16 protein-coding genes are annotated in these 18,554 nt (G+C 65.2%); 8 read left to right on the forward strand and 8 right to left on the reverse strand.

The window, feature by feature from the left end:
• Positions 1–7 precede the first annotated feature (7 nt).
• Genes JT360_RS09660 through JT360_RS09680 form a run of 5 tightly spaced genes read left to right on the forward strand, consistent with a single transcriptional unit; the run spans position 8 to position 4,473 of the window.
• Entirely contained in the window at positions 8–1,084 is a 1,077-nt protein-coding gene (locus JT360_RS09660) for a Gfo/Idh/MocA family protein (RefSeq protein WP_214471293.1), read from the forward strand.
• Positions 1,084–1,902 carry a sugar phosphate isomerase/epimerase family protein gene (locus JT360_RS09665; protein WP_214471294.1) on the forward strand — a complete coding sequence of 273 codons (819 nt, stop codon included), beginning with the start codon at positions 1,084–1,086 and terminating at the stop codon, positions 1,900–1,902. The genes JT360_RS09660 and JT360_RS09665 overlap by 1 nt, the downstream gene beginning before the upstream one ends.
• Positions 1,902–2,735 (forward strand): alpha/beta fold hydrolase, encoded by an 834-nt coding sequence (locus tag JT360_RS09670; RefSeq protein ID WP_214471295.1) that lies wholly within the window; start codon positions 1,902–1,904, stop codon positions 2,733–2,735. The genes JT360_RS09665 and JT360_RS09670 overlap by 1 nt, the downstream gene beginning before the upstream one ends.
• Entirely contained in the window at positions 2,732–3,454 is a 723-nt protein-coding gene (locus JT360_RS09675; protein WP_214471296.1) for a ribulose-phosphate 3-epimerase, read from the forward strand. The genes JT360_RS09670 and JT360_RS09675 overlap by 4 nt, the downstream gene beginning before the upstream one ends.
• Positions 3,451–4,473, forward strand: a complete 1,023-nt coding sequence (locus tag JT360_RS09680; RefSeq protein WP_214471297.1) for an ROK family protein — start codon at positions 3,451–3,453, stop codon at positions 4,471–4,473. The genes JT360_RS09675 and JT360_RS09680 overlap by 4 nt, the downstream gene beginning before the upstream one ends.
• Positions 4,474–4,594: 121 nt before the next feature.
• Here the strand turns inward: JT360_RS09680 and JT360_RS09685 are convergent, their stop codons facing one another.
• The gene (locus JT360_RS09685; protein ID WP_214471298.1) at positions 4,595–5,923 is read right to left on the reverse strand and encodes a dicarboxylate/amino acid:cation symporter; all 1,329 of its coding nucleotides are present in this window, start codon (positions 5,921–5,923) and stop codon (positions 4,595–4,597) included.
• A gap of 243 nt (positions 5,924–6,166) precedes the next feature.
• On the opposite strand from JT360_RS09685, the gene JT360_RS09690 reads away from it, so the two are divergent.
• From JT360_RS09690 to JT360_RS09700, 3 genes are all read left to right on the forward strand, one after another.
• Positions 6,167–8,050: a sensor histidine kinase gene (locus JT360_RS09690; RefSeq protein WP_250888692.1), complete on the forward strand. Its 1,884-nt coding sequence runs from the start codon at positions 6,167–6,169 to the stop codon at positions 8,048–8,050.
• A complete protein-coding gene (locus JT360_RS09695) occupies positions 8,047–9,438 on the forward strand; it encodes a sigma-54-dependent transcriptional regulator (RefSeq protein WP_214471299.1) in 1,392 nt (463 codons plus the stop codon). The genes JT360_RS09690 and JT360_RS09695 overlap by 4 nt, the downstream gene beginning before the upstream one ends.
• A 67-nt stretch (positions 9,439–9,505) precedes the next feature.
• Positions 9,506–9,934: a GNAT family N-acetyltransferase gene (locus JT360_RS09700; protein ID WP_214471300.1), complete on the forward strand. Its 429-nt coding sequence runs from the start codon at positions 9,506–9,508 to the stop codon at positions 9,932–9,934.
• Here JT360_RS09700 and JT360_RS09705 read toward each other — a convergent pair whose 3' ends face one another.
• From JT360_RS09705 to murQ, 7 genes are all read right to left on the reverse strand, one after another.
• Positions 9,935–11,050, reverse strand: coding sequence for an anhydro-N-acetylmuramic acid kinase (locus JT360_RS09705; protein WP_214471301.1), 1,116 nt, complete (start codon positions 11,048–11,050; stop codon positions 9,935–9,937).
• Positions 11,051–11,060: 10 nt separating this feature from the next.
• Complete coding sequence (locus JT360_RS09710) at positions 11,061–12,065, reverse strand: serine hydrolase domain-containing protein (RefSeq protein WP_214471302.1); 1,005 nt, start codon at positions 12,063–12,065, stop codon at positions 11,061–11,063.
• Positions 12,066–12,294: 229 nt separating this feature from the next.
• The gene (locus tag JT360_RS09715) at positions 12,295–14,043 is read right to left on the reverse strand and encodes an ABC transporter ATP-binding protein (protein ID WP_214471303.1); all 1,749 of its coding nucleotides are present in this window, start codon (positions 14,041–14,043) and stop codon (positions 12,295–12,297) included.
• Complete coding sequence (locus tag JT360_RS09720) at positions 14,040–14,879, reverse strand: ABC transporter permease (protein ID WP_214471304.1); 840 nt, start codon at positions 14,877–14,879, stop codon at positions 14,040–14,042. Before JT360_RS09720 ends, JT360_RS09715 begins: the two co-directional genes overlap by 4 nt.
• Positions 14,879–15,838 (reverse strand): ABC transporter permease, encoded by a 960-nt coding sequence (locus JT360_RS09725; RefSeq protein ID WP_214471305.1) that lies wholly within the window; start codon positions 15,836–15,838, stop codon positions 14,879–14,881. Before JT360_RS09725 ends, JT360_RS09720 begins: the two co-directional genes overlap by 1 nt.
• 31 nt (positions 15,839–15,869) lie before the next feature.
• Entirely contained in the window at positions 15,870–17,387 is a 1,518-nt protein-coding gene (locus JT360_RS09730) for an ABC transporter substrate-binding protein (protein WP_214471306.1), read from the reverse strand.
• Positions 17,388–17,485: 98 nt separating this feature from the next.
• Positions 17,486–18,430 (reverse strand): N-acetylmuramic acid 6-phosphate etherase, encoded by a 945-nt coding sequence (gene murQ, locus JT360_RS09735; protein ID WP_214471307.1) that lies wholly within the window; start codon positions 18,428–18,430, stop codon positions 17,486–17,488.
• Between the last annotated feature and the right edge of the window lie 124 nt (positions 18,431–18,554).

The following is an 18,554-nucleotide window of genomic DNA, read 5'->3' on the forward strand; positions in this document are numbered from 1 at the left end:
CGAGACGATGATTAGAAAACAAGACAGACGCCTCAGGGTCGGCGTGCTCGGCTGCGGCCCCATCGCGCAGTTCGCGCATCTGGAATCCTGCGTGAAATCAGGCAATGCCGACCTCTACGCCATTTGCGACGCGGCCCCCGATCTGCTCGCCCGCATGGGCGCCACCTACGAGCCGCAAAGGATGTATGCCGACTATGACGCGATGCTTGCCGATCCCGAGCTGGAAGCGGTGATCGTCGCGACGTCGGACGCCTATCATGTGCCGATGTCGATCAAGGCGCTCGACGCCGGCAAGCATGTTCTCTGCGAAAAGCCGATCGGTACCTCGGTCGAGGAAGGCGAGAAGCTGGCCGAAGCGGTCAAGCGTTCCGGCAAGGTGCTGCAGGTCGGACACATGAAGCGCTTTGATCCGGCGCTTGAGGCGGCACGCGACTTCGTCCGCGACGAGATGGGCGAGGTGCTGGCGCTGAAGGCCTGGTATTGCGATTCCACCCATCGCTACACCAACACCGACGCCGTGCAGCCGCTGCCCGTCACCAGCAAGCTCGCCAAGAAGCCGGCCGGCAATCCGAAGGCCGATCTCAGGCAATATTTCATGCTGGCGCACGGCTCGCATCTCGTCGACACGGCGCGTTTCCTGTGCGGCGAGATCACTGCCGTGCGCGCGCGCCTCAACGAACGCTTCGGCGCCTATTGCTGGTTCGTTGAGACCGAATTCGCCAGCGGCGCGCTCGGTCATCTCGATCTTACCGTCGCCGTACGGATGGACTGGCACGAAGGCTTCCAGCTCTATGGCGAGAACGGTTCGGTCATAGCCAGGACCTTCAATCCCTGGTACTTCCGCGCCAGCGAGGTCGATATCTTTCATGAGAAGGATGCGACCTCGCGAAAACCGCTCGGCGCCGACGGCCACTTCTTCCGCCGCCAGCTGGAAGGCCTCGCCGACACGGTGCTGAACGCCGCGCCGATGCGCGGCGCCAATGTCGAGGACGGCATCGCCTCGATCCGCGCCATGGTGGCGATTGCCCGCTCCGTTGAGACCGGCGAGCGGGTCGAACTCGCCTCGGTTTCGGGTGCGGTCTGATGTATCTAGGCATTTTCGCCAAGACTTTTTCAGGTACCGACCCGGTCGCCGTGCTCGATGCGGCGAAGCAGGCTGGATACGATACGACGCAATTCAATCTCGCCTGCGCCGGCCTGCCGTCGATGCCCGATGCCGTGCCGCCGGATGCCATCGCTGCTATCGGCTCCGCCGCGCGATCATCAGGTGTTTCGCTCGCCGCGCTGTCGGGCACCTACAACATGGCGCATCCCGACAAGGGCGTGCGCGACGATGGCCTTCGCCGCCTTGGCGTCGTCATCGAGGCGGCAGCGGCCTTGGACATTCCGCTGGTCACGCTCTGCACCGGTTCGCGCAATGCCGCCGATCAATGGGCTTATCATCACGACAATGCGACACCGGCTGCCTGGTCAGACATGGCTGCCGAGATGGCGAAGGCGCTGGCGCTGGCGGAAAACGCCGGCGTCGATCTCGGCATCGAGCCGGAGCAGGCCAACATCGTCACCTCGGCCGGAGATGCGACGCGCCTGATCGCCGACATGGGCTCGAAGCACCTCAAGATCGTGCTCGATCCGGCGAACCTGTTCGAGCACGCGACGCCGGATGCGGCGCGCGCCATCGTCGCCGCCGCGATCGATGAGACCGCTGGCCACATCGCCATGGCGCACGCCAAGGACCGGTATGGTGACGGCCGCTTTGCCACGACAGGACGAGGCATCGTCGATTTTCCCGATTTCGTCGCGCGGCTGAAGGCCGTGGGCTTCGACGGACCGCTCGTCACCCATGGGCTGTCCGCCGACGAGGCCCCGGGCGTCGCCACCTTCCTGCGGAGGCTACTCTGATGGCCGCCGCACCGACGATCATGCTTCGTGACGATGCCGCCCTTCGTGTCTTCGACACGGGGCAGGGCAGGCTTCCCATCGTCTTCCAGCATGGTCTCGGCGGCGATGCCGCCCAGGTGGCGCAGAATTTTCCCGACGGTCCGTCACGCCGCCGGCTCACCGTCGAATGCCGCGCGCAGGGCGGCTCCGGTGCCGGCAGCAGGCGTCCCTTTTCGATCGAGATGTTCGCCGACGATGTGCTTGCCGCCGCCGATGCAGCCGGCCTCGACCGTTTCGTCGCCGGCGGCATCTCGATGGGCGCGGCGATCGCGCTGCGTCTTGCCGCCCGCCATCCGGACCGCGTAGCTGGTTTGGTGCTCGTGCGTCCTGCCTGGGCCTTTGAAGCGGCGCCGCAAAACATGCGCCCTTACATTGACGTGGCGGAACTCATCCGCAGGCTTCCACCGGATGAGGCGCGCGGAGCCTTCGCATCCTCCGCGACTGCAGCCCGCTTTCGCCGCCAAGCGCCGGACAATCTCGCCTCTTTGCTCGGCTTCTTCGAGCGTGAAAACGCGACTGTCTTTGCCGAGGTGATGCAGGCGATCGCAGCCGACGGGCCCGGCATTTCGCGGGCTGCCGCTGGCGTGCTTGCCATCCCGACGCTCGTCATCGGCTGCGGCATCGATCTCGTCCATCCCTTGGTGACCGCCCGCGAGCTGGCTGAAACCATCCCCGACGCGATCTTCACCGAGGTGACACCAAAGGCCATCGACAAGGATCGCCATTTCGCCGAAATCCGCGCCGCGATCGGCGGCTTTCTCGACAGAAATTTCAACAATCAGGACCAATCATGACCTCAAAGCCCCTGTCAGGCCCAGCCGCCATCGCCGCCTTGCCGCGCGATCGCTTGATCGCCGAATTCTCGCTCTGGTCGGCCAATCTCGCCAATTTCGAGAGCGACCTCAGGCGCATCGAACCCTATGTCGATCTGCATCATATCGACGTCGCGGACGGTCATTTCGCGCCGTCCTTCCTGTTCTTCCCCGATCTCGTCGCCCGCATCGCCGGGCTGACGGCCAGACCCATCCACGTCCACCTGATGGTCGATGCGGCAATTGTCGAAGCACAGACACGGCAGTTCATCGAGGCCGGCGCCGACATGATTAGCGTCCACGCCGAAAACGGCGAAGCGGGATTGCGCGCCGTCCGGCTGGCGCGTGAACTCGGCGCGCAAGCCGGCGTCGTGCTGAGGCTGGAGACGCCGGTCGAGGAGGTGACGCCTTTCGTCTCCGAAGTCGCCTTCGTCACGCTTCTTGGAACCGCGATCGGCGTCAAGGGCCAGGGCCTGTCGGAGGAAGCCTGCGACCGGCTGCGCGCTGCCCGCGCCATCCTGCGAGAGGCCGGCCGCGAGGCGGCCGTCGTGCTGGCCGCCGACGGCGGCATCCGTCATGAGACCGTGCCGCTGCTGCGTGCCGCCGGCGCCGAGACGGTGGTGCTCGGTTCGCTCGCCTTCGGCGACAAGGATCTCGCCGGCCGCATCGGCTGGCTGCACGGCTTGAAGGTCGCGGCATGAGCAGAGAAGCCGCCCTCGCGATCGATCTTGGCGGTACCGAGCTTCGTGCCGCCCTGGTCGACCGCGACGGCAAGATCCTGGCCTTCGCGGCCGTACCGACGCAGGCGCAGGCCGGCCCCGATGTGGTGATCGGCCAGATCGAGGCGCTGGCCGCGACCGTCCATGCCGAGGCGCCGGACCTCGCCATTGTCGGTGTCGGCGTCGGTGCGCCGGGACCGCTCGATCCGCTGGCCGGCATCGCCGTCGGACCGCCGACGCTCGCCGGCTGGCTGGACGTGCCGCTGGCAGACATCCTCGAGCGCCGGCTCGGCCTGCCTGTGCGGCTGGAGAACGACGCCAACGCGGCGGCGCTCGGCGAATGGCGCTTCGGTGCCGGCCACGGCGCACGCTCGCTGGTCTTCGTCACCGTTTCGACCGGGATCGGCGGCGGCGTCGTCGTCGACGGACGCATCCTGCATGGACGTCGCGGCCTTGCCGCCGAAATCGGCCACATGACCATCACCGATGAAGGCGAGCGTTGCGTCTGCGGTGTCGTCGGCTGCTTCGAGGCCATTGCCTCGGGCACCGCACTTGGCCGTCGCGCCAATGCCGCGACATCGGCCTTCGATGGCTCGACCCTGCGCCGCCTCTCGGCCAACGCCGAGGTCACCGGCCGCCACGTCGTCGAGGCGGCGCGGCTGCAGGACGACCTCGCTGTGGCCCTGCTCGAGGAGGAGGCGCGCTGGCTGGGCGTCGGCTTCACCAACCTCTTGCATCTCTATTCGCCCGATGTGCTGGTTGTCGGCGGCGGCATCGCCAATGGCCTGGACCTGATGGCGCCTGTCATCGAGGCGACCATCCGGCAACGCGCCATGCGCGCCTATCGCGACGTGCCGGTCGTCCAGGCCCAGCTCGGCCGCCACGCCGGGCTGGTTGGCGCGGCCAGTCTTGTCCTGTTCGATGATAGCGGCACGCTGGCGGCGCGCATGCCTGTCGGTCCAAGCACCTATCCGGACGCCAGGAGGGACTTCAATGGCTGAGCTCAAGCTGCGCGGCGTGCTCGCGCCGCTCGGCAAAACCGCCTGACATCGTCAGCGCATGAAAAATGGCCGGAAGCAGCGATGCCTTCGGCCATTTTGCATTGTCATGCGACCGCTCGGATTACTCGGCGGGAACGATATCCGCCGGCAGGCTGTCGTCGGCCGTACCCGCCAGCGCTCTCGCCAGCTTGGCCTCGTCGAGTTCGCCTTCCCAGCGCGCGACGACCAGTGTGGCGACGGCGTTGCCGATGAAGTTGGTCAGCGCCCGGCATTCCGACATGAAGCGGTCGACACCGAGGATCAGCGCCATGCCGGCGACCGGCACCGAGGGAACCACCGAAAGCGTCGCGGCAAGGGTGATGAAGCCCGCTCCGGTGATGCCGGCGGCACCTTTCGAGGAAAGCATCGCCACCAGCAGCAGCAGGATCTGGTCGCCGATCGACAGATGGATGTTCGTCGCCTGCGCGATGAACAGCGCCGCCAGCGTCATGTAGATGTTGGTGCCGTCGAGATTGAAGGAATAGCCGGTCGGGATGACCAGCCCGACCACCGAGCGTTTGGCGCCGGCCTTCTCCATCTTCTCCATCAGCGAGGGAAGCGCTGCTTCCGACGAGGACGTGCCCAGCACCAGCAGCAGCTCTTCCTTGATGTAGCGAAGCAGCGACAGGATGGAGAAGCCGTTGTAGCGGCAGACGGCACCCAGCACGACGAACACGAACAGCAGCGACGTCGCGTAGAAGGTGCCGACCAGCATGGCGAGGTTGATGACCGAGCCGATGCCGTATTTGCCGATGGTGAAGGCCATGGCGCCGAACGCGCCAATGGGGGCTGCCTTCATCAGCACACTGACCAGCTTGAACATCGGCGCCATCAGCGCCTGCAGGAAATTGAGCACCGGTGCGCCCCTGTCGCCGACCAGCGCCAGCGCGATGCCGAACAGCACCGAGAAGAACAGCACCTGCAGAATGTCGCCATCGGCGAAGGCGCCGACAATCGTGCCGGGAATGATGTTCATCAGGAAGCCGGTGACCGACTGGTCATGCGCCTTGGCAGCATAGGTGTTGACGGTCGAGGCGTCGAGCGTCGCCGGATCGATGTTGAAGCCGGCGCCCGGCTGCACGACATTGGCCACGACAAGGCCGATGATGAGCGCCAGCGTCGAGAAGGTGAGGAAGTAGAGCATTGCCTTGCCGGCGACGCGGCCGACCTTCTGCAGGTCGCTCATGCCGGCGATGCCGGTCGCCACCGTCAGGAAGATCACCGGGGCGATGATCATCTTGACCAGCTTGATGAAGGCGTCGCCAAGCGGTTTCATGCTCTCGCCGATCGACGGATAATAGTGTCCGAGCAGGATGCCGATGGTGATCGCCACCAGAACCTGCACGTAGAGTTGGGCATAAAGGGGCTTGCGCGGCGCGGCGAGCGCGCCGGATTGATCTGCGATGTGCATCGAACTCTCCCTGGCCGGATGGACGGAACCCGCCCTGCGTGACTTCTCCCATCGCGGCGTTCCGGTCGCCCGCCGCTAGCCAGGACTTTTGCAAGCGCTGTGCCAGACCGGGGAAAGGCCGGATTCCCCGGGTTTCGGCCTTTGTCCGCAGCCATGCGGCAAATACCTGTGCGGATTTCCGCACTGGTAGCGTTTGCCTGGGCGGATTTTCGCATTACACTGGCGGCGAAGCCGTGAGGACAAATGGACAGGCCAGCGCCGGAGGCAGGCACCGATAGCGGTACGGCGGGGACCGTCGGCCGTGAATTGCTGCGCGAGACGGTTGGCCTGCTGCGCGGTGGCCGCTGGCTCGTCGTCGTCATCGCGCTTGCGGTTCTGGCTGGCGCGATCGCCATCGCCGGGCGTATCGCCTCCGGCCAGGCGGCGGACAATCTGCGCGACAGCGCGCTTGCCGCTTTGCCGCTGGCGGCGGGAACCCTGACCGGCGAAATCGAGAAGCAGCGGCTGGTGCCATTGGTGCTGGCCCGCGACGATGCGGTGCGCGGGGCGCTGCGCCGGGCCGGAAAGATGCAAGAAGCGTCCCTCAACGACAAGCTCAAGGCGATCGCCGGCGACGCCTCGGCGTCCGCCATCTATGTCATCGACACCGCGGGCATCGCGATATCAGCCAGCAATGCCGGCGAGCCGACGAGCTTTGTCGGCATAGACTATAATTTTCGGCACTATTTCCAGGAAGCGATGGCGAAGGGGGCTGCCAGCCAGTATGGCCTCGGAACGATCAGCGGCCGCGCAGGGCTCTACCTTGCCAGCCGCGTCGACGATGGCGGCAAGCCGCTGGGGGTCGTGGTGCTGAAGGTCGAGCTCGACGGCGTCGAAGCCAATTGGCGCTCCAGCGGTTTTCTCGTCTTCGTCACCGACGAACGCGGTGTCGTGCTGGCCACCAGCCAGCCCGAATGGCGGTTTCATGCGCTGGCGCCACTCTCCACCGAAGATACCGCCGCTGCCCATGAGCGGCTGCAATTGGCCGATGCCGCCTTCGAACCCCTGCCGATACGGCGCGGTGCCGGCGACGGACTGGCGACGATCGACAGTTCGGGCAAGCCACGCCAGCTCGTCGAGGTGGTGCAGGATCTGCCCGCTGCCGTCCCCGGCTGGCGCCTCTGGCTGCTGACGCCTGCGGACGCCGCTCTCTCGTCAGCCGCCAACACGGCGCGCCTGACGACGCTGCTCGGGCTGCTGCTGACGGGCTTGCTTGCCTACGTGCTCACAAGGCGCCGCCGCACACGCCGGCTGCGGCAGGAGGCGCTGGCGCGGATGAATGCCGAACTGGAAAGCCGGGTCAGTGCCCGAACGGCGGAGCTGACGCGCTCCAACACGGCACTCGCGGGCGAAATCGCCGAGCGTGAAAATGCCGAGGCCAAGGTTCGCCGGCTGCGCGACGATCTCGCACAGGCCAACCGCCTCTCGATCCTCGGCCAGATCGCTGCCGGCGTGGCGCATGAGATCAACCAGCCGGTCGCCGCGATCCGCACCTATGCCGAGAATGCCGGACGTTTTCTCGACAGCGGCAAGACCGAACCGGCGAGCGGCAATTTGACCTCGATCGTCTCGATGACCGAACGCATCGGCGCGATCACCAGCACGCTGCGCACTTTCGCCCGCCGGCCCGGTACGGCGGCCTCGCCCTTGCCGGTGCGCGAGGCGATCGACGGCGCGCTGTCGCTGCTCTCGGGCCGCATTCGCGATTCCGGCGTCACCATCGTCAAGCCGCGCGGCAGCGCCTCGCCAATGGTGATGGCAAGCCGCATTCGGCTGGAGCAGATCCTGGTCAACCTGTTGCAGAATGCTCTCGACGCCATGAAGGACCAGCCTGATCCCCGCATCGAGATCGAACTCGCCGAGCGCGACGACCGGGTGCTGATTTCGGTGCGCGACAACGGTCCCGGCCTCGATCCGGCAGCGGCCGGCAATCTGTTCATGCCGTTCCAGACCACCAAGGAGAAGGGGCTTGGCCTCGGCCTGGTGATTTCGCAGGAGATCGCTCAGGAATTGGGCGGCACGTTGCGGCTCGATCCCGGCAATGGCACCGGCGCATCCTTCACCATCGACTTGAGGCGGATTGAATGACTGAGGGAACAGGGCTGGTGGCGCTCGTCGACGACGATGCCGACCTGCTTCACGCCACCACGCAATTGCTCGAGCTTGCCGGCTTCACCGTGGTCGCGCTCGACGCCGCCGACGCAACGCTTGCCGTCGTCGACAGGGATTTCGCAGGCGTGGTCGTCAGTGACATCCGCATGCCGGGCATGAACGGGTTGCAGCTGTTCGATCGCATCAAGGCGGTCGATCCTGACATACCGGTGATCCTGGTCACCGGGCATGGCGACGTCGATCTTGCTGTGGCCGCGCTCAAGGACGGTGTCTACGACTTCATCCCGAAACCCTATGCGGGCGATCGTCTTGTCGAAGCGCTGAGACGGGCGAGCGAAAAGCGGCGGCTGGTGATCGAGAACCGGCGGCTGCGCGAAGCTGCGGCACTGGCCGCCGACGGCCTGCCGCTGATCGGCGAAGCGCCTGCCATCCGGCGCCTGCGCGAAACCTTGCGGCAGATCGCCGACATGGATGTCGACGTGCTGGTGGAAGGAGAGACCGGGACCGGCAAGGAAGTGGTGGCGGACCTCCTGCACCGATGGGGCAGGCGCCGGGCGAAACCTTTCGTGGCGCTGAACTGCGGCGCTCTCCCCGAGACCGTCATTGAAAGCGAGCTGTTCGGCCATGAGGCGGGCGCCTTTACCGGCGCGCAGCGGCGGCGGATCGGCCGCATCGAGCATTCCAGCGGCGGTACGCTGTTTCTCGACGAGATCGAATCCATGCCGCCGGCCCTGCAGGTCAAGCTGCTGCGGGTGTTGGAGACACGCAGCCTCACCCCGCTCGGCTCGAATGATGTCAGGCGCATCGACCTCAGAGTCGTGGCGGCGACGAAGATCGATCTCGGCCGGCCAGACCAGCGCGGTGATTTTCGTGAGGACCTCTATTTTCGTCTCAACGTGGTGACGCTGCGCATTCCGCCGCTGCGCGAGCGGCGCGGCGATATCCCGATGCTGTTCGGGCATTTCCTAGGCAAGGCGGCGGAGCGTTTCGGCCGGCCTGTCGCAAGGGTCAACGCCGCGGTGACCGATCATCTTCAGGCACATGCCTGGCCGGGTAATGTGCGCGAACTCGCCCATTTTGCCGATCGCGTCGCGCTCGGTCTCGGCCCGGACGAAGAAACGAGGGCGCTTTCCCCGCAATCGTCCGAACCAGCGGCCTCGCTGCCCGAACGTGTGGGCCATTACGAAGCACAACTCATTCGTGATGCGCTGCGCGACCATGGTGGCGATGTGCGCGGCGCCATCGACGCGCTCGGCGTGCCGCGCAAGACGTTCTACGACAAGCTCAAGCGCCACGGCATCGCCGCGTCCGACTTCCGCAACGGCGGCGATCCGGATTCGCACCCTGTTCGAGAGCAGACATAGAGTTACGCAAGGACGCTGCGCTTCATAACGCTTCATTCCTGCCCAGTTGCACATTCCGGAAAGAGCCATGAAAACGACACTCGAAACAACGGCAAACCCCCCGCCGGAAGAACTCGCCTTTCTCGGCGAGCGCCTGGCGGCGTTCAACGACGGGGATGTCGGCGCTTCCGAAAGGAAAGCCCTGGCGGTGTTCGTGCGTGATGAGGAAGGCGCGGTCGTCGCCGGCATTTCGGGCTACACCGCCTGGGGCTGGCTTTATGTGCAGTGGCTGTGGGTCGACGAAAGGCTGCGCGGCCAGCACATGGCCGGCAGGATGCTGGACGCGGCAGAACAGGAAGCCATGGCACGCGGCTGCAACAATGCCTGGATCGATACCTTCAATCCGAACGCCGCCAAGGTCTATCAGCGTCAGGGCTACCAGCCCTTCGGCACGCTGGCCGATTTCCCGGTCGGCCGCAGCCGCATCTTCCTGCAGAAGAGGTTGGCTGGTAGGTGATCAGCCAGCCAACCGCCCGCCACGCATCGGCTGCGGCGCGCCGGTGGTGCTTGGAAAACTGATCGGCAGGCCGCGCAACACGCGCACCGCGAGGAAGGCGAAACACTCGGCCTCGACAGCGTCGCCGCTCCATCCCAGGCTTTCGGCCTGCACCACCTCGACGCCGGCGCGGCTGGCGAGCATTGCCATCATCGTCGGGTTGTGGCGGCCGCCACCGCTGACCACCAGCTTTTTCGGCCGGCTTGGCAAGAGGTCGAGCGCCTTGCCGACGGCGGCGGCGGTGAAGGCGGTGAGCAGGGCCGCGCCGTCCTCGGCATTCAGCCCGTCCGCCATGGCGGCGCCGAAGTCGAAGCGGTCCAGCGATTTGGGATAGGGCTTGGTTAGATAAGGGTGCTGCAGCAGCTTGGCGAGCCGGGCTTCGTCGACCGTTCCCGCGCTGCCAAGCGCGCCGTCACGATCCATTTCGCCGAGCCCCTTCGACTTGATGAAATCGTTGAGCGGCGCGTTTGCCGGGCCGGTGTCGAAGGCGACGACATTGTCGGCGCCATCCCACCAGGTGATGTTGGCGACGCCGCCGAGATTGAGCACGGCCACCTCGCCGCTGGCGCCGGCGCTGCGCATCAGCGCGGTGTGATAGGCAGCGGCCAAGGGTGCGCCTTGCCCGCCGGCGCGCATGTCGGCCGAGCGGAAATCATAGGCAACCTTGGTCCCCAGCAGGGCGTGCATCAGTTCGCCGTCACCGAGCTGCCGGGTCTGGCCGAGCCGTCCGACCTGCGGCGCGCGGTGCAGCACCGTCTGGCCGTGGAAGCCGATGACGCCGATATCGGCCATCGTCATGCCATAGCCTTCGACCAATTCCCTAACCGCCGCCGACTGCGCCCGCGTCAGCGCTTCCTCCGCCTTGCGGAAGATTGCCGGCTCCGGTCCGACAAAATTCCAGGCCCGCGCCTCTGTCAGCGTCTCTTCCAGCAGGGAGCGGATCGACGCGGGATAGGGCATCAGCCGGTACGTGCCGAAATCATCGATCCGCTCGCCATCGGTCTTGATCAGCGCGACATCGATGTTGCCGTCAAGCACGGTGCCGGTCATCAGGCCAACGGCCCAGATTGGTTCCATCATCTAGCTCCTAAAATCCATTGACGAGATCGCCGACCGCCTGGCGCAGCGAAACGATGCCGCTATCGAAATGACGTGTCGGATGGATCCGGTTGGTGAGCAAGGTCCATGTCGTGCCCCTGTCGAAGTCGATCCATAGGCCGGTGCCGGTAAAGCCGGTGTGGCCGATAGTGCCCGGGCTGCACAAGGCCCCGCCGGACCAACCCTCATAAGGGAGTTCCCAGCCATGGGTGCGGGTGGCGGACAGGGGTGTGCGCATCAATGTGATAGAACGTTCGGACGCGCCACCGCCATTCAGCAAGCCTTGTGCGAAGTCGAGCACCGAAGCCGCCGTTCCGAACAGGCCGGCATGACCGGCCCCTTGCAGCGCCGAGCAATTGTCGTCGTGGACCTCGCCCGACAGCACGCGATGGCGCCAGGTGCAGTCCTCGGTCGCGGCGGCGGAATCCGGTTCGGCGGACCAGGCGAATCCGGAGCCGGGATCCATATCTCGGATGGTCTTGCCCGACAGCCGCTCGAGCACAAAGCCGAGCAGGATGAAATTGATATCGGAATAGACCGGATCGCGGGCTCGCCATTCGCGCTGCAGGATGAAAGCGCGCAGCAGTTCCGGGTCGCGACCGTAAGTGTAGATCGGCTCGACGGCAGGAAATGGCGTCTGGTGGCCGAGGCACTGGCGAAACGTCACCTTCCGCTCCCAGGCCGCTGCATCATACTGGCGCAGGTCCGGCAGCATCGAGATCAGCGGCGCATCGAGATCGATGACGCCGTCTTCCGCCAGCGCCAGGATGCGTGGCGTGGTGAAGATGACCTTGGTCAGCGACGCCAGGTCGAACCAGGTTTCGACATGCATCGGTCGCTGCTTCGGCATGAGCTGCGCGGCGCCGATCGATCTAATGATGCGCTCGCCATTCCTTTCGACGATGCCGAGCACACCGCCGGGAATGCGCTTGGCGGTCACTGCGGCTTCCAGCGGTGCGAACGCGCGGTCGAAGAGCTGGGCGAGGGCGGTCAACGGCAGTCTCCACTCGAAAGTTGGCGATCCTTGGCGCCCCCCTCTGCCCTGCCGGGCATCTCCCCCTCAAGGGGGGAGATTGGATGCCGCCATCGCTTTCGCCAAACTCCTGCGTTGGAAGGTGGGCGGAAGCTCAAAGCTGTCAATCTCCCCCCTTGAGGGGGAGATGGCCGGCAGGCCAGAGGGGGGCGCTGTCCCGCCGACCTCACACATCCCAAGACACCGCCCATCACACCTCAACCCTCGCTCGATGATCCCCGCCAAACTGCTCCCACCTCGCGGGCGCCGGCTCGAACCCTTGCGGGCGCACCAGCGAGGGAACCTGCCGTGTGTCCAGTTCGAAATGGTCGCGCCGCCGCTCAATCGTCGGAACGGCGGCAATGAGCTTCTTCGTATAGGAATGCTGCGGCTGCGACAGCACCGAGGTCGCGTCACCAATCTCGACGATCTGGCCGGCATAGATGACGGCGATGCGGTGGGCGATCCGTTCGACGACCGCCATGTCATGCGAGATGAAGAGATAGGCCAGCCCGAACTCGCGCTGCAGGTCGACCAGCAGTTCCAGCACCTTGGCCTGCACCGAGACATCGAGCGCCGACACCGCTTCGTCGAGAACGACCACGGAAGGGTTGAGCATCAGCGCGCGGGCAATGCACAGCCTTTGCCGCTGGCCGCCGGAGAATTCATGGGGGTAGCGTTCCAGGCTATTCTTGGGCAGGCCGACGCGTTCCAGCAGGCTCGCCATCCTGGTCCGGGTTTTGGCATTCACAGGGCCGCCGGTGGCGATCACAGGTTCGGCCAGGATGCTTTCGATGCTTAGCCTCGGGTTGAGTGAAGCGTAGGGGTTCTGGAACACCATCTGCACAGGCCTGGCGCTGCGATCCGCCGAGGCTTCCCGAGCACCGACCGAGAAGCTGCCACGCGTCGAGCGCACCAGCCCGAGGACCGCCTTTGCGGTGGTCGATTTGCCCGAACCGCTCTCGCCGACAATCGCCAGCGTCTCGCTTGGCATCAGGTCGAAGTCGACGCCGTCGACGGCGTGCACCGCGCCCGTCGCGCGGCTGAAGAAACTGCTCTTGAGCGGAAACCGCACCACGAGACCGTCGACTTTCAAGGCCGGTTCTGCGTGTACGTCCTTGTCGCGCTGCCCGTCGGCGCGGGTCGCGCGGCCGTTGGCGAAATGCGGCACGGCGTGCAGCAGATGCTGCGTGTAGGGGTGCTGTGGGTTGTCGAGGATCTGGTTCAGCTCACCTTGCTCCACAGCCTGCCCGTTCTGCATCACCATCACCTTGTCGGCGATCCCGGCAACCAGGCCGATATCGTGGGTGATGAAGATCATCGACATGCCGCTTTCCTGTTTCAGTTCGGCAAGCAGCGCCATGATCTGCGCCTGCACGGTGACATCGAGCGCGGTCGTCGGCTCGTCGGCGATCAGCAGGCGCGGATTGCAGGCGAGCGCAATGGCGATCATCACCCGCTGCAGCATGCCGCCCGACAACTGGTTGGGCGTATATTTCAGCCGCCGTGCTGCATCGGGGATGCGCACGCGGTCGAGCGCATCCTTGGCTGCCGCCGTGGCCTGCCTGCCGGTCAGCCCGCGATGCAGGCGAAACGATTCCTCGATCTGCGAACCGATGGTCAGAACCGGGTTGAGCGACGTCATCGGCTCCTGGAAGATCATGCCGATCTCGGCGCCTCGAATGCGGACCAGCTGCGGTTCGGTGGCGGCCATCAGGTCGAAGAGGCTGCCATTGGCCCGCTTCAGTTTCATTGAGCCGCCAGTAATGCGGCCGCCGCCGAAATCGATGAGGCGGTTGATCGACAATGCAGTGACGGATTTGCCCGAGCCGCTTTCGCCGACAATGGCAAGTGTTTCGCCATCGGCGAGATCGAAGCTGACGCCGCGCACCACTTCATTGGCGTGCGGATTGCGGCCGAAGCCGACGCGCAGGTCCGAAACGGACAGTAGCGGGGTCATGCCGGCGCCCTCCGCATCTTCGGATCAAGGATGTCGCGCAGGGCGTCCCCAAGCAGGTTGAAACCGAGGATGCTGATCATGATCGTCAGCCCCGGGAAGATCATCAGCCAGGGCGCGGTTTCCATCAGATTGCGGCTGTCGCTCAGCATCAGGCCGAGCGAGGCGGCGGGCGGCTGCGTGCCGAGCCCCAGAAAGCTCAGGCCGGCTTCCGTGAGCAGCGCCCAGGCCAGCGCCAGCGTCACTTGCACGGTCAACGGCGCCACCAGGTTGAGCAGCAGGTGCCGCGTGACAATGTAGAACGAACTGCTGCCGAAGGTGCGCGCGGCGTCGACGAATTCGCGTGCCTTGAGCGATAGAGCAGGGCCGCGCACCACCCGCGTGAAGATCGGCGTGTAGACGATGCCGATGGCGATGACGCTGGTCCATGTGCCAGGGCCGGCCACCGTAACGATGAGCAGCGCCAGAAGGATCGCCGGGAAGGCAAGCAGCACATCCATGATCCGCATCACCACGCCGTCCCAGCGGCGTCCGAGCCAGGCGGCGGCGAGCCCCAGCACCGTGCCGGCAAGGGTGGCGAAGGCGACCGAGAAGAAGGCGACCGTGAACGACTGGCCGATGCCCGCCATCAGCCGGCTCGCCACGTCACGGCCGAAAAGGTCGGTGCCCATCCAGTAGGCGCCGTTGGGCGCGTGCAGCCGGTCGATCCGGTACTGCGTGATCGGATTGTGCGGCGTCAGCCCGAGCAGGCCGAGGATGGCAAGCATGAGATAGAGCCCGACGATGATGCCGCCGATGCGGCCGCTGCCGTGGCCGAAAATGGCGCGCAGGATGCGCATCACTGTTCTCCCAGCCGGATGCGCGGATCGAGCCCGACATAGGCGAGGTCGACCAGGAGATTGACGATCATGAAGTTGAAGGCGATGAACAGCACGCTGCCCTGCACCAGCGCATAGTCGCGCTGCAGGATCGCATCGAGCACCATGCGTCCGAGCCCCGGCAGCGCGTAGATCTGCTCGACGATGACGGCGCCGCCCAGCAGGTAGCCGAACTCGATGCCGCTCAGCGTCACCACCGGGATCAGCGCATTGGGCAAAGCATGGCGCCAGATGACGCTGCGCGCCGACGCGCCCTTGCTGCGGGCGGTGCGCACATAGTCGTCGCTCAGCACGTCGAGCATCGCCGAGCGCGCTATGCGGGTGACCGACGCTGCGAAGGCGAAACCGAGCGTGATGGCGGGCAGGATCAGTTGGCTGAGATTGCGCAAGGGGTCCTGCCAGAGCGGCGCGAATTCGCCCATCGCCGGCAGCACGCCGAAGCCAGCCGACAGCGTATAGATGATCAGCAGGCCAAGCACGAAGCTCGGCGTCGACTGGCCGACCATGGCGACGACGCGGACCCCGAGATCGGACGGTTTTTCGCTATGCGTGGCCGCGTAGATACCCGCCGGCATGCCGACGGCCAGCGCGATGATCATCGACAGGAGAGCCAGTTCCAGCGTCAGCGGAAAGCGCTCTAGGATGACGTCGAGAACCGGCCTGCCATAGGTTACGGAGATGCCGAAATTGCCGTGCAGGATGCCACCGATCCAGCGCCAGTACTGGACGAACCAGGGCTGGTCGATGCCGAAATAGGCGGCGAGCGAATCCCGCTGCGCCGGCGTCAGCAGGCCGGCCTCGGTGCCCAGCATCGCCGTGATCGAATCGCCCGGCACCATCCGGATCGCCACGAAGACCAGGATGGACACGCCAAGCAGGACGAGAGGAAACGTCGCCAGTCGCCGCATCAGATAGTTCACGCGAAGAAGTCCTCTCGTCCGATACCTGCGGCTACTGCTGGATGGTAACCTTGCTCAGGCTGAACAGCGTGCCCGTCGGCGTCGGCACGAAGCCGGCGACCGTCTTCTGCTGGGCCGTGTAGCTGTAGGACGTGTAGAGCCAGATCCACGGCGACACCTCCGCGAGATGCTTCTCGAACTCGGCGAAGATCGCCTTGCGTTTGGCCGGATCGGTCTCGGCGCGGCCCTTCTGCATCAGGCTGTCGAGGGTGTCGTCGATGTAGTTGGCCACCTTCTGCAGATTGCCTGTCTTGGTCCAGTAGCGGTTGTACATGGTATAGGGGTCGGCCCGGCCGCCATTGAGCGCGATCGCCATATCGAAATCGCCCTTCAGCCAGGCGTCGACATAGACGTTGAGCTCCATCATCTTGATATCGAGCTTGACGCCGATTTCAGCGAGCTGCGACTGGATGACCTGGGCTTCCGCCGCCGCCGTCGGCGGCTCGCCAGTGGCGCCGATCACGGTCGCCGAGAATCCATCGGCAAGGCCGGCTTCCGCCATCAGTTTCTTGGCCTTGTCGAGATCGCGCTTGTAACAGAACAGTTGGCTTGGATCGGTCGCCAGGGCAGGGATCGTCAGCGGGCCGGTGACCTTGCCTTCGCCGAGCGCCGCGGTGTCCAGCACCTCCTGCCGGTCGATGGCGCAGGAGATCGCCTGGCGCACCTTGAGTTCGGTCATCGGCTTGCGCGACGGATTGAGCTGCAGCACGTTATAGGCCAGCACCGGCACCCGGTTCAGCTGCAGGCCGGCCTCCTTCGGCACCAGCGTGGCGACGAGCGGATCGTTGAGCAGCGCGAAGTCGATCTGCTTGGTGCGCATGGCGGCCAGGATCGCCGCTTCGTCGGGCAGCACGCTGATCTCGATGCCGTCGACGCCGGTCGCTCCCCCGGCCCAGTCCTTGTTGGCGCTCAACACTTCCTTGGCGTTGGGGTCCCATTTGTCGAGCTTGAACGGTCCCGAGCCGACCGCCTTGGTGCCAACAGAGCCGGCTTTGATCTCGCTTGCCGGAACGATAGCCGCGTTGACGTCGCTCATCGCTGTCAGGATCGGCACGTCGGGCTGCGACAGGTGGAACACGACGGCCGCCGGATCGGGCGTGTCAATGCTGGCGATCGACAGGAAATTGGCGCGCGCGGCCGCGCCCGTCTTCTCGTCGAGGATGCGCTCGAACGAGGCCTTGACGTCGGCCGAGGTCACGGCCGTGCCATCCTGGAATTTCGCCTTGGGGTCAAGCTTGAAGGTCAGCTCCTTGCCATCCTTGGAAAACTCCCAGGACGTGGCGATGGCGGGGATGATCCGCAGGCTGGCATCGACCCGCACCAGCGGCTCATAGATCAGCTCCAGCAGCCGCAGCGACGAAAACGCCGTCTGCTTGTGCGGATCAAGCCCGGTTGCGTCCTGCGACCAGGCCATGTGCAGCGTCGCCGCCTGCGTCGAAACCGCGGCTACGCCGAGCATCGCGGCAACCGTGATACCCGACAGCAATGTTCTTGTGAGATGCCCTATCATTTTCGTCTCCCATTATGATTTGACCTGATGCCTTGCAGTTTCTCCTGACCGCTTCCAAGGTACACATGCTTTGGAGTATCGGCCCAGTCTAAGCGGCTTCACGCCGTCTTGTCCCTCGCGTCGTGCCGTCCGTCGCTAATTGCCTTTCGAAGGAATCCTCCGGCCTTGCCGAGAGCTGTCCGCGCGTCCTCGATGCCCATCCCGGTGATCGTCACCAGGATCGCCAGCTTGACGTCGTTGCCGGTCCGGGCGAGTGCCTGTTTGGCCTGCTGCGCCGAGCAGCCGGTCGTCTGCATGACGATCCTGATCGCCCTCGCCACCAGCTTCCTGTTGGACGGATTGAGGTCGACCATCAGATTCTCATAGCTCTTGCCGATGCGGATCATCGAGGCCGTGGTCAGCATGTTGAGCACCAGCTTCTGCGCGGTTCCCGACTTCAGCCGCGTCGAGCCGGTCAGCACCTCCGGGCCGACAACCGGCGAGATGGCAATGTCGGCGACGCCGGCAATGGTCGACGCAGGATTGCAGGACAGGGCGACCGTGGTGGCCCCTACTTGCCTGGCATAGTTCAATCCGCCGATGACATAGGGCGTACGCCCGCTGACCGCGATGCCGACCACGACGTCGTCCGGTGTAAGCCCGATCTCCTGCAATGCCTTGGCGCCTCGCCTCGGATCATCCTCAGCGCCTTCTGTTGATCGCACCAGGGCGTCGCGACCACCAGCAATCAGCCCGATGACCATCCCTTCGGGCACGCCGAAAGTTGGCGGGCATTCCGAAGCGTCGAGAACCCCGAGCCGGCCGCTGGTGCCGGCACCCAGATAGATCAGTCGTGCGCCTTTCTGGAAGGCAAGCACGATACGATCGACCGCCGCGGCGATTTCCGGCAGCACCTTTTCGACAGCCGCCGGGACCACCCTGTCCTCGTCATTGATCCTGCGCAGGACGTCGATGGTCGCCAGCAGGTCGATGTCGATAGTCCTTGGATTGCGGCCCTCGGAAACCAGCCGGTCCAGCTCGGACATCAACCCTTGCTCGGTCATCCCAGTGCTTTCAACTCATACGGCAGAGCCAACAGAGAGCATTGCCCTTCGTCTGAAACGCTGTGCACGGCTCATAGGGTCCATGGTTGCTGCCGTGTTAGCCTTTGTTAACTTTTTAGAATTG

The organism is Mesorhizobium sp. dw_380, assembly GCF_018588885.1.
GTDB lineage: Bacteria > Pseudomonadota > Alphaproteobacteria > Rhizobiales > Rhizobiaceae > Mesorhizobium.

Bases quoted from the DNA above. Each gene is read 5' to 3' on its own strand.
- JT360_RS09660 (WP_214471293.1), top strand. From the start codon at position 8: ATGATTAGAAAACAAGACAGACGCCTCAGGGTCGGCGTGCTCGGCTGC.
- JT360_RS09665 (WP_214471294.1), top strand. From the start codon at position 1,084: ATGTATCTAGGCATTTTCGCCAAGACTTTTTCAGGTACCGACCCGGTC.
- JT360_RS09670 (WP_214471295.1), top strand. From the start codon at position 1,902: ATGGCCGCCGCACCGACGATCATGCTTCGTGACGATGCCGCCCTTCGT.
- JT360_RS09675 (WP_214471296.1), top strand. From the start codon at position 2,732: ATGACCTCAAAGCCCCTGTCAGGCCCAGCCGCCATCGCCGCCTTGCCG.
- JT360_RS09680 (WP_214471297.1), top strand. From the start codon at position 3,451: ATGAGCAGAGAAGCCGCCCTCGCGATCGATCTTGGCGGTACCGAGCTT.
- JT360_RS09685 (WP_214471298.1), bottom strand. From the start codon at position 5,923: ATGCACATCGCAGATCAATCCGGCGCGCTCGCCGCGCCGCGCAAGCCC.
- JT360_RS09690 (WP_250888692.1), top strand. From the start codon at position 6,167: ATGGACAGGCCAGCGCCGGAGGCAGGCACCGATAGCGGTACGGCGGGG.
- JT360_RS09695 (WP_214471299.1), top strand. From the start codon at position 8,047: ATGACTGAGGGAACAGGGCTGGTGGCGCTCGTCGACGACGATGCCGAC.
- JT360_RS09700 (WP_214471300.1), top strand. From the start codon at position 9,506: ATGAAAACGACACTCGAAACAACGGCAAACCCCCCGCCGGAAGAACTC.
- JT360_RS09705 (WP_214471301.1), bottom strand. From the start codon at position 11,050: ATGGAACCAATCTGGGCCGTTGGCCTGATGACCGGCACCGTGCTTGAC.
- JT360_RS09715 (WP_214471303.1), bottom strand. From the start codon at position 14,043: ATGACCCCGCTACTGTCCGTTTCGGACCTGCGCGTCGGCTTCGGCCGC.
- JT360_RS09720 (WP_214471304.1), bottom strand. From the start codon at position 14,879: ATGCGCATCCTGCGCGCCATTTTCGGCCACGGCAGCGGCCGCATCGGC.
- JT360_RS09730 (WP_214471306.1), bottom strand. From the start codon at position 17,387: ATGATAGGGCATCTCACAAGAACATTGCTGTCGGGTATCACGGTTGCC.
- murQ (WP_214471307.1), bottom strand. From the start codon at position 18,430: ATGACCGAGCAAGGGTTGATGTCCGAGCTGGACCGGCTGGTTTCCGAG.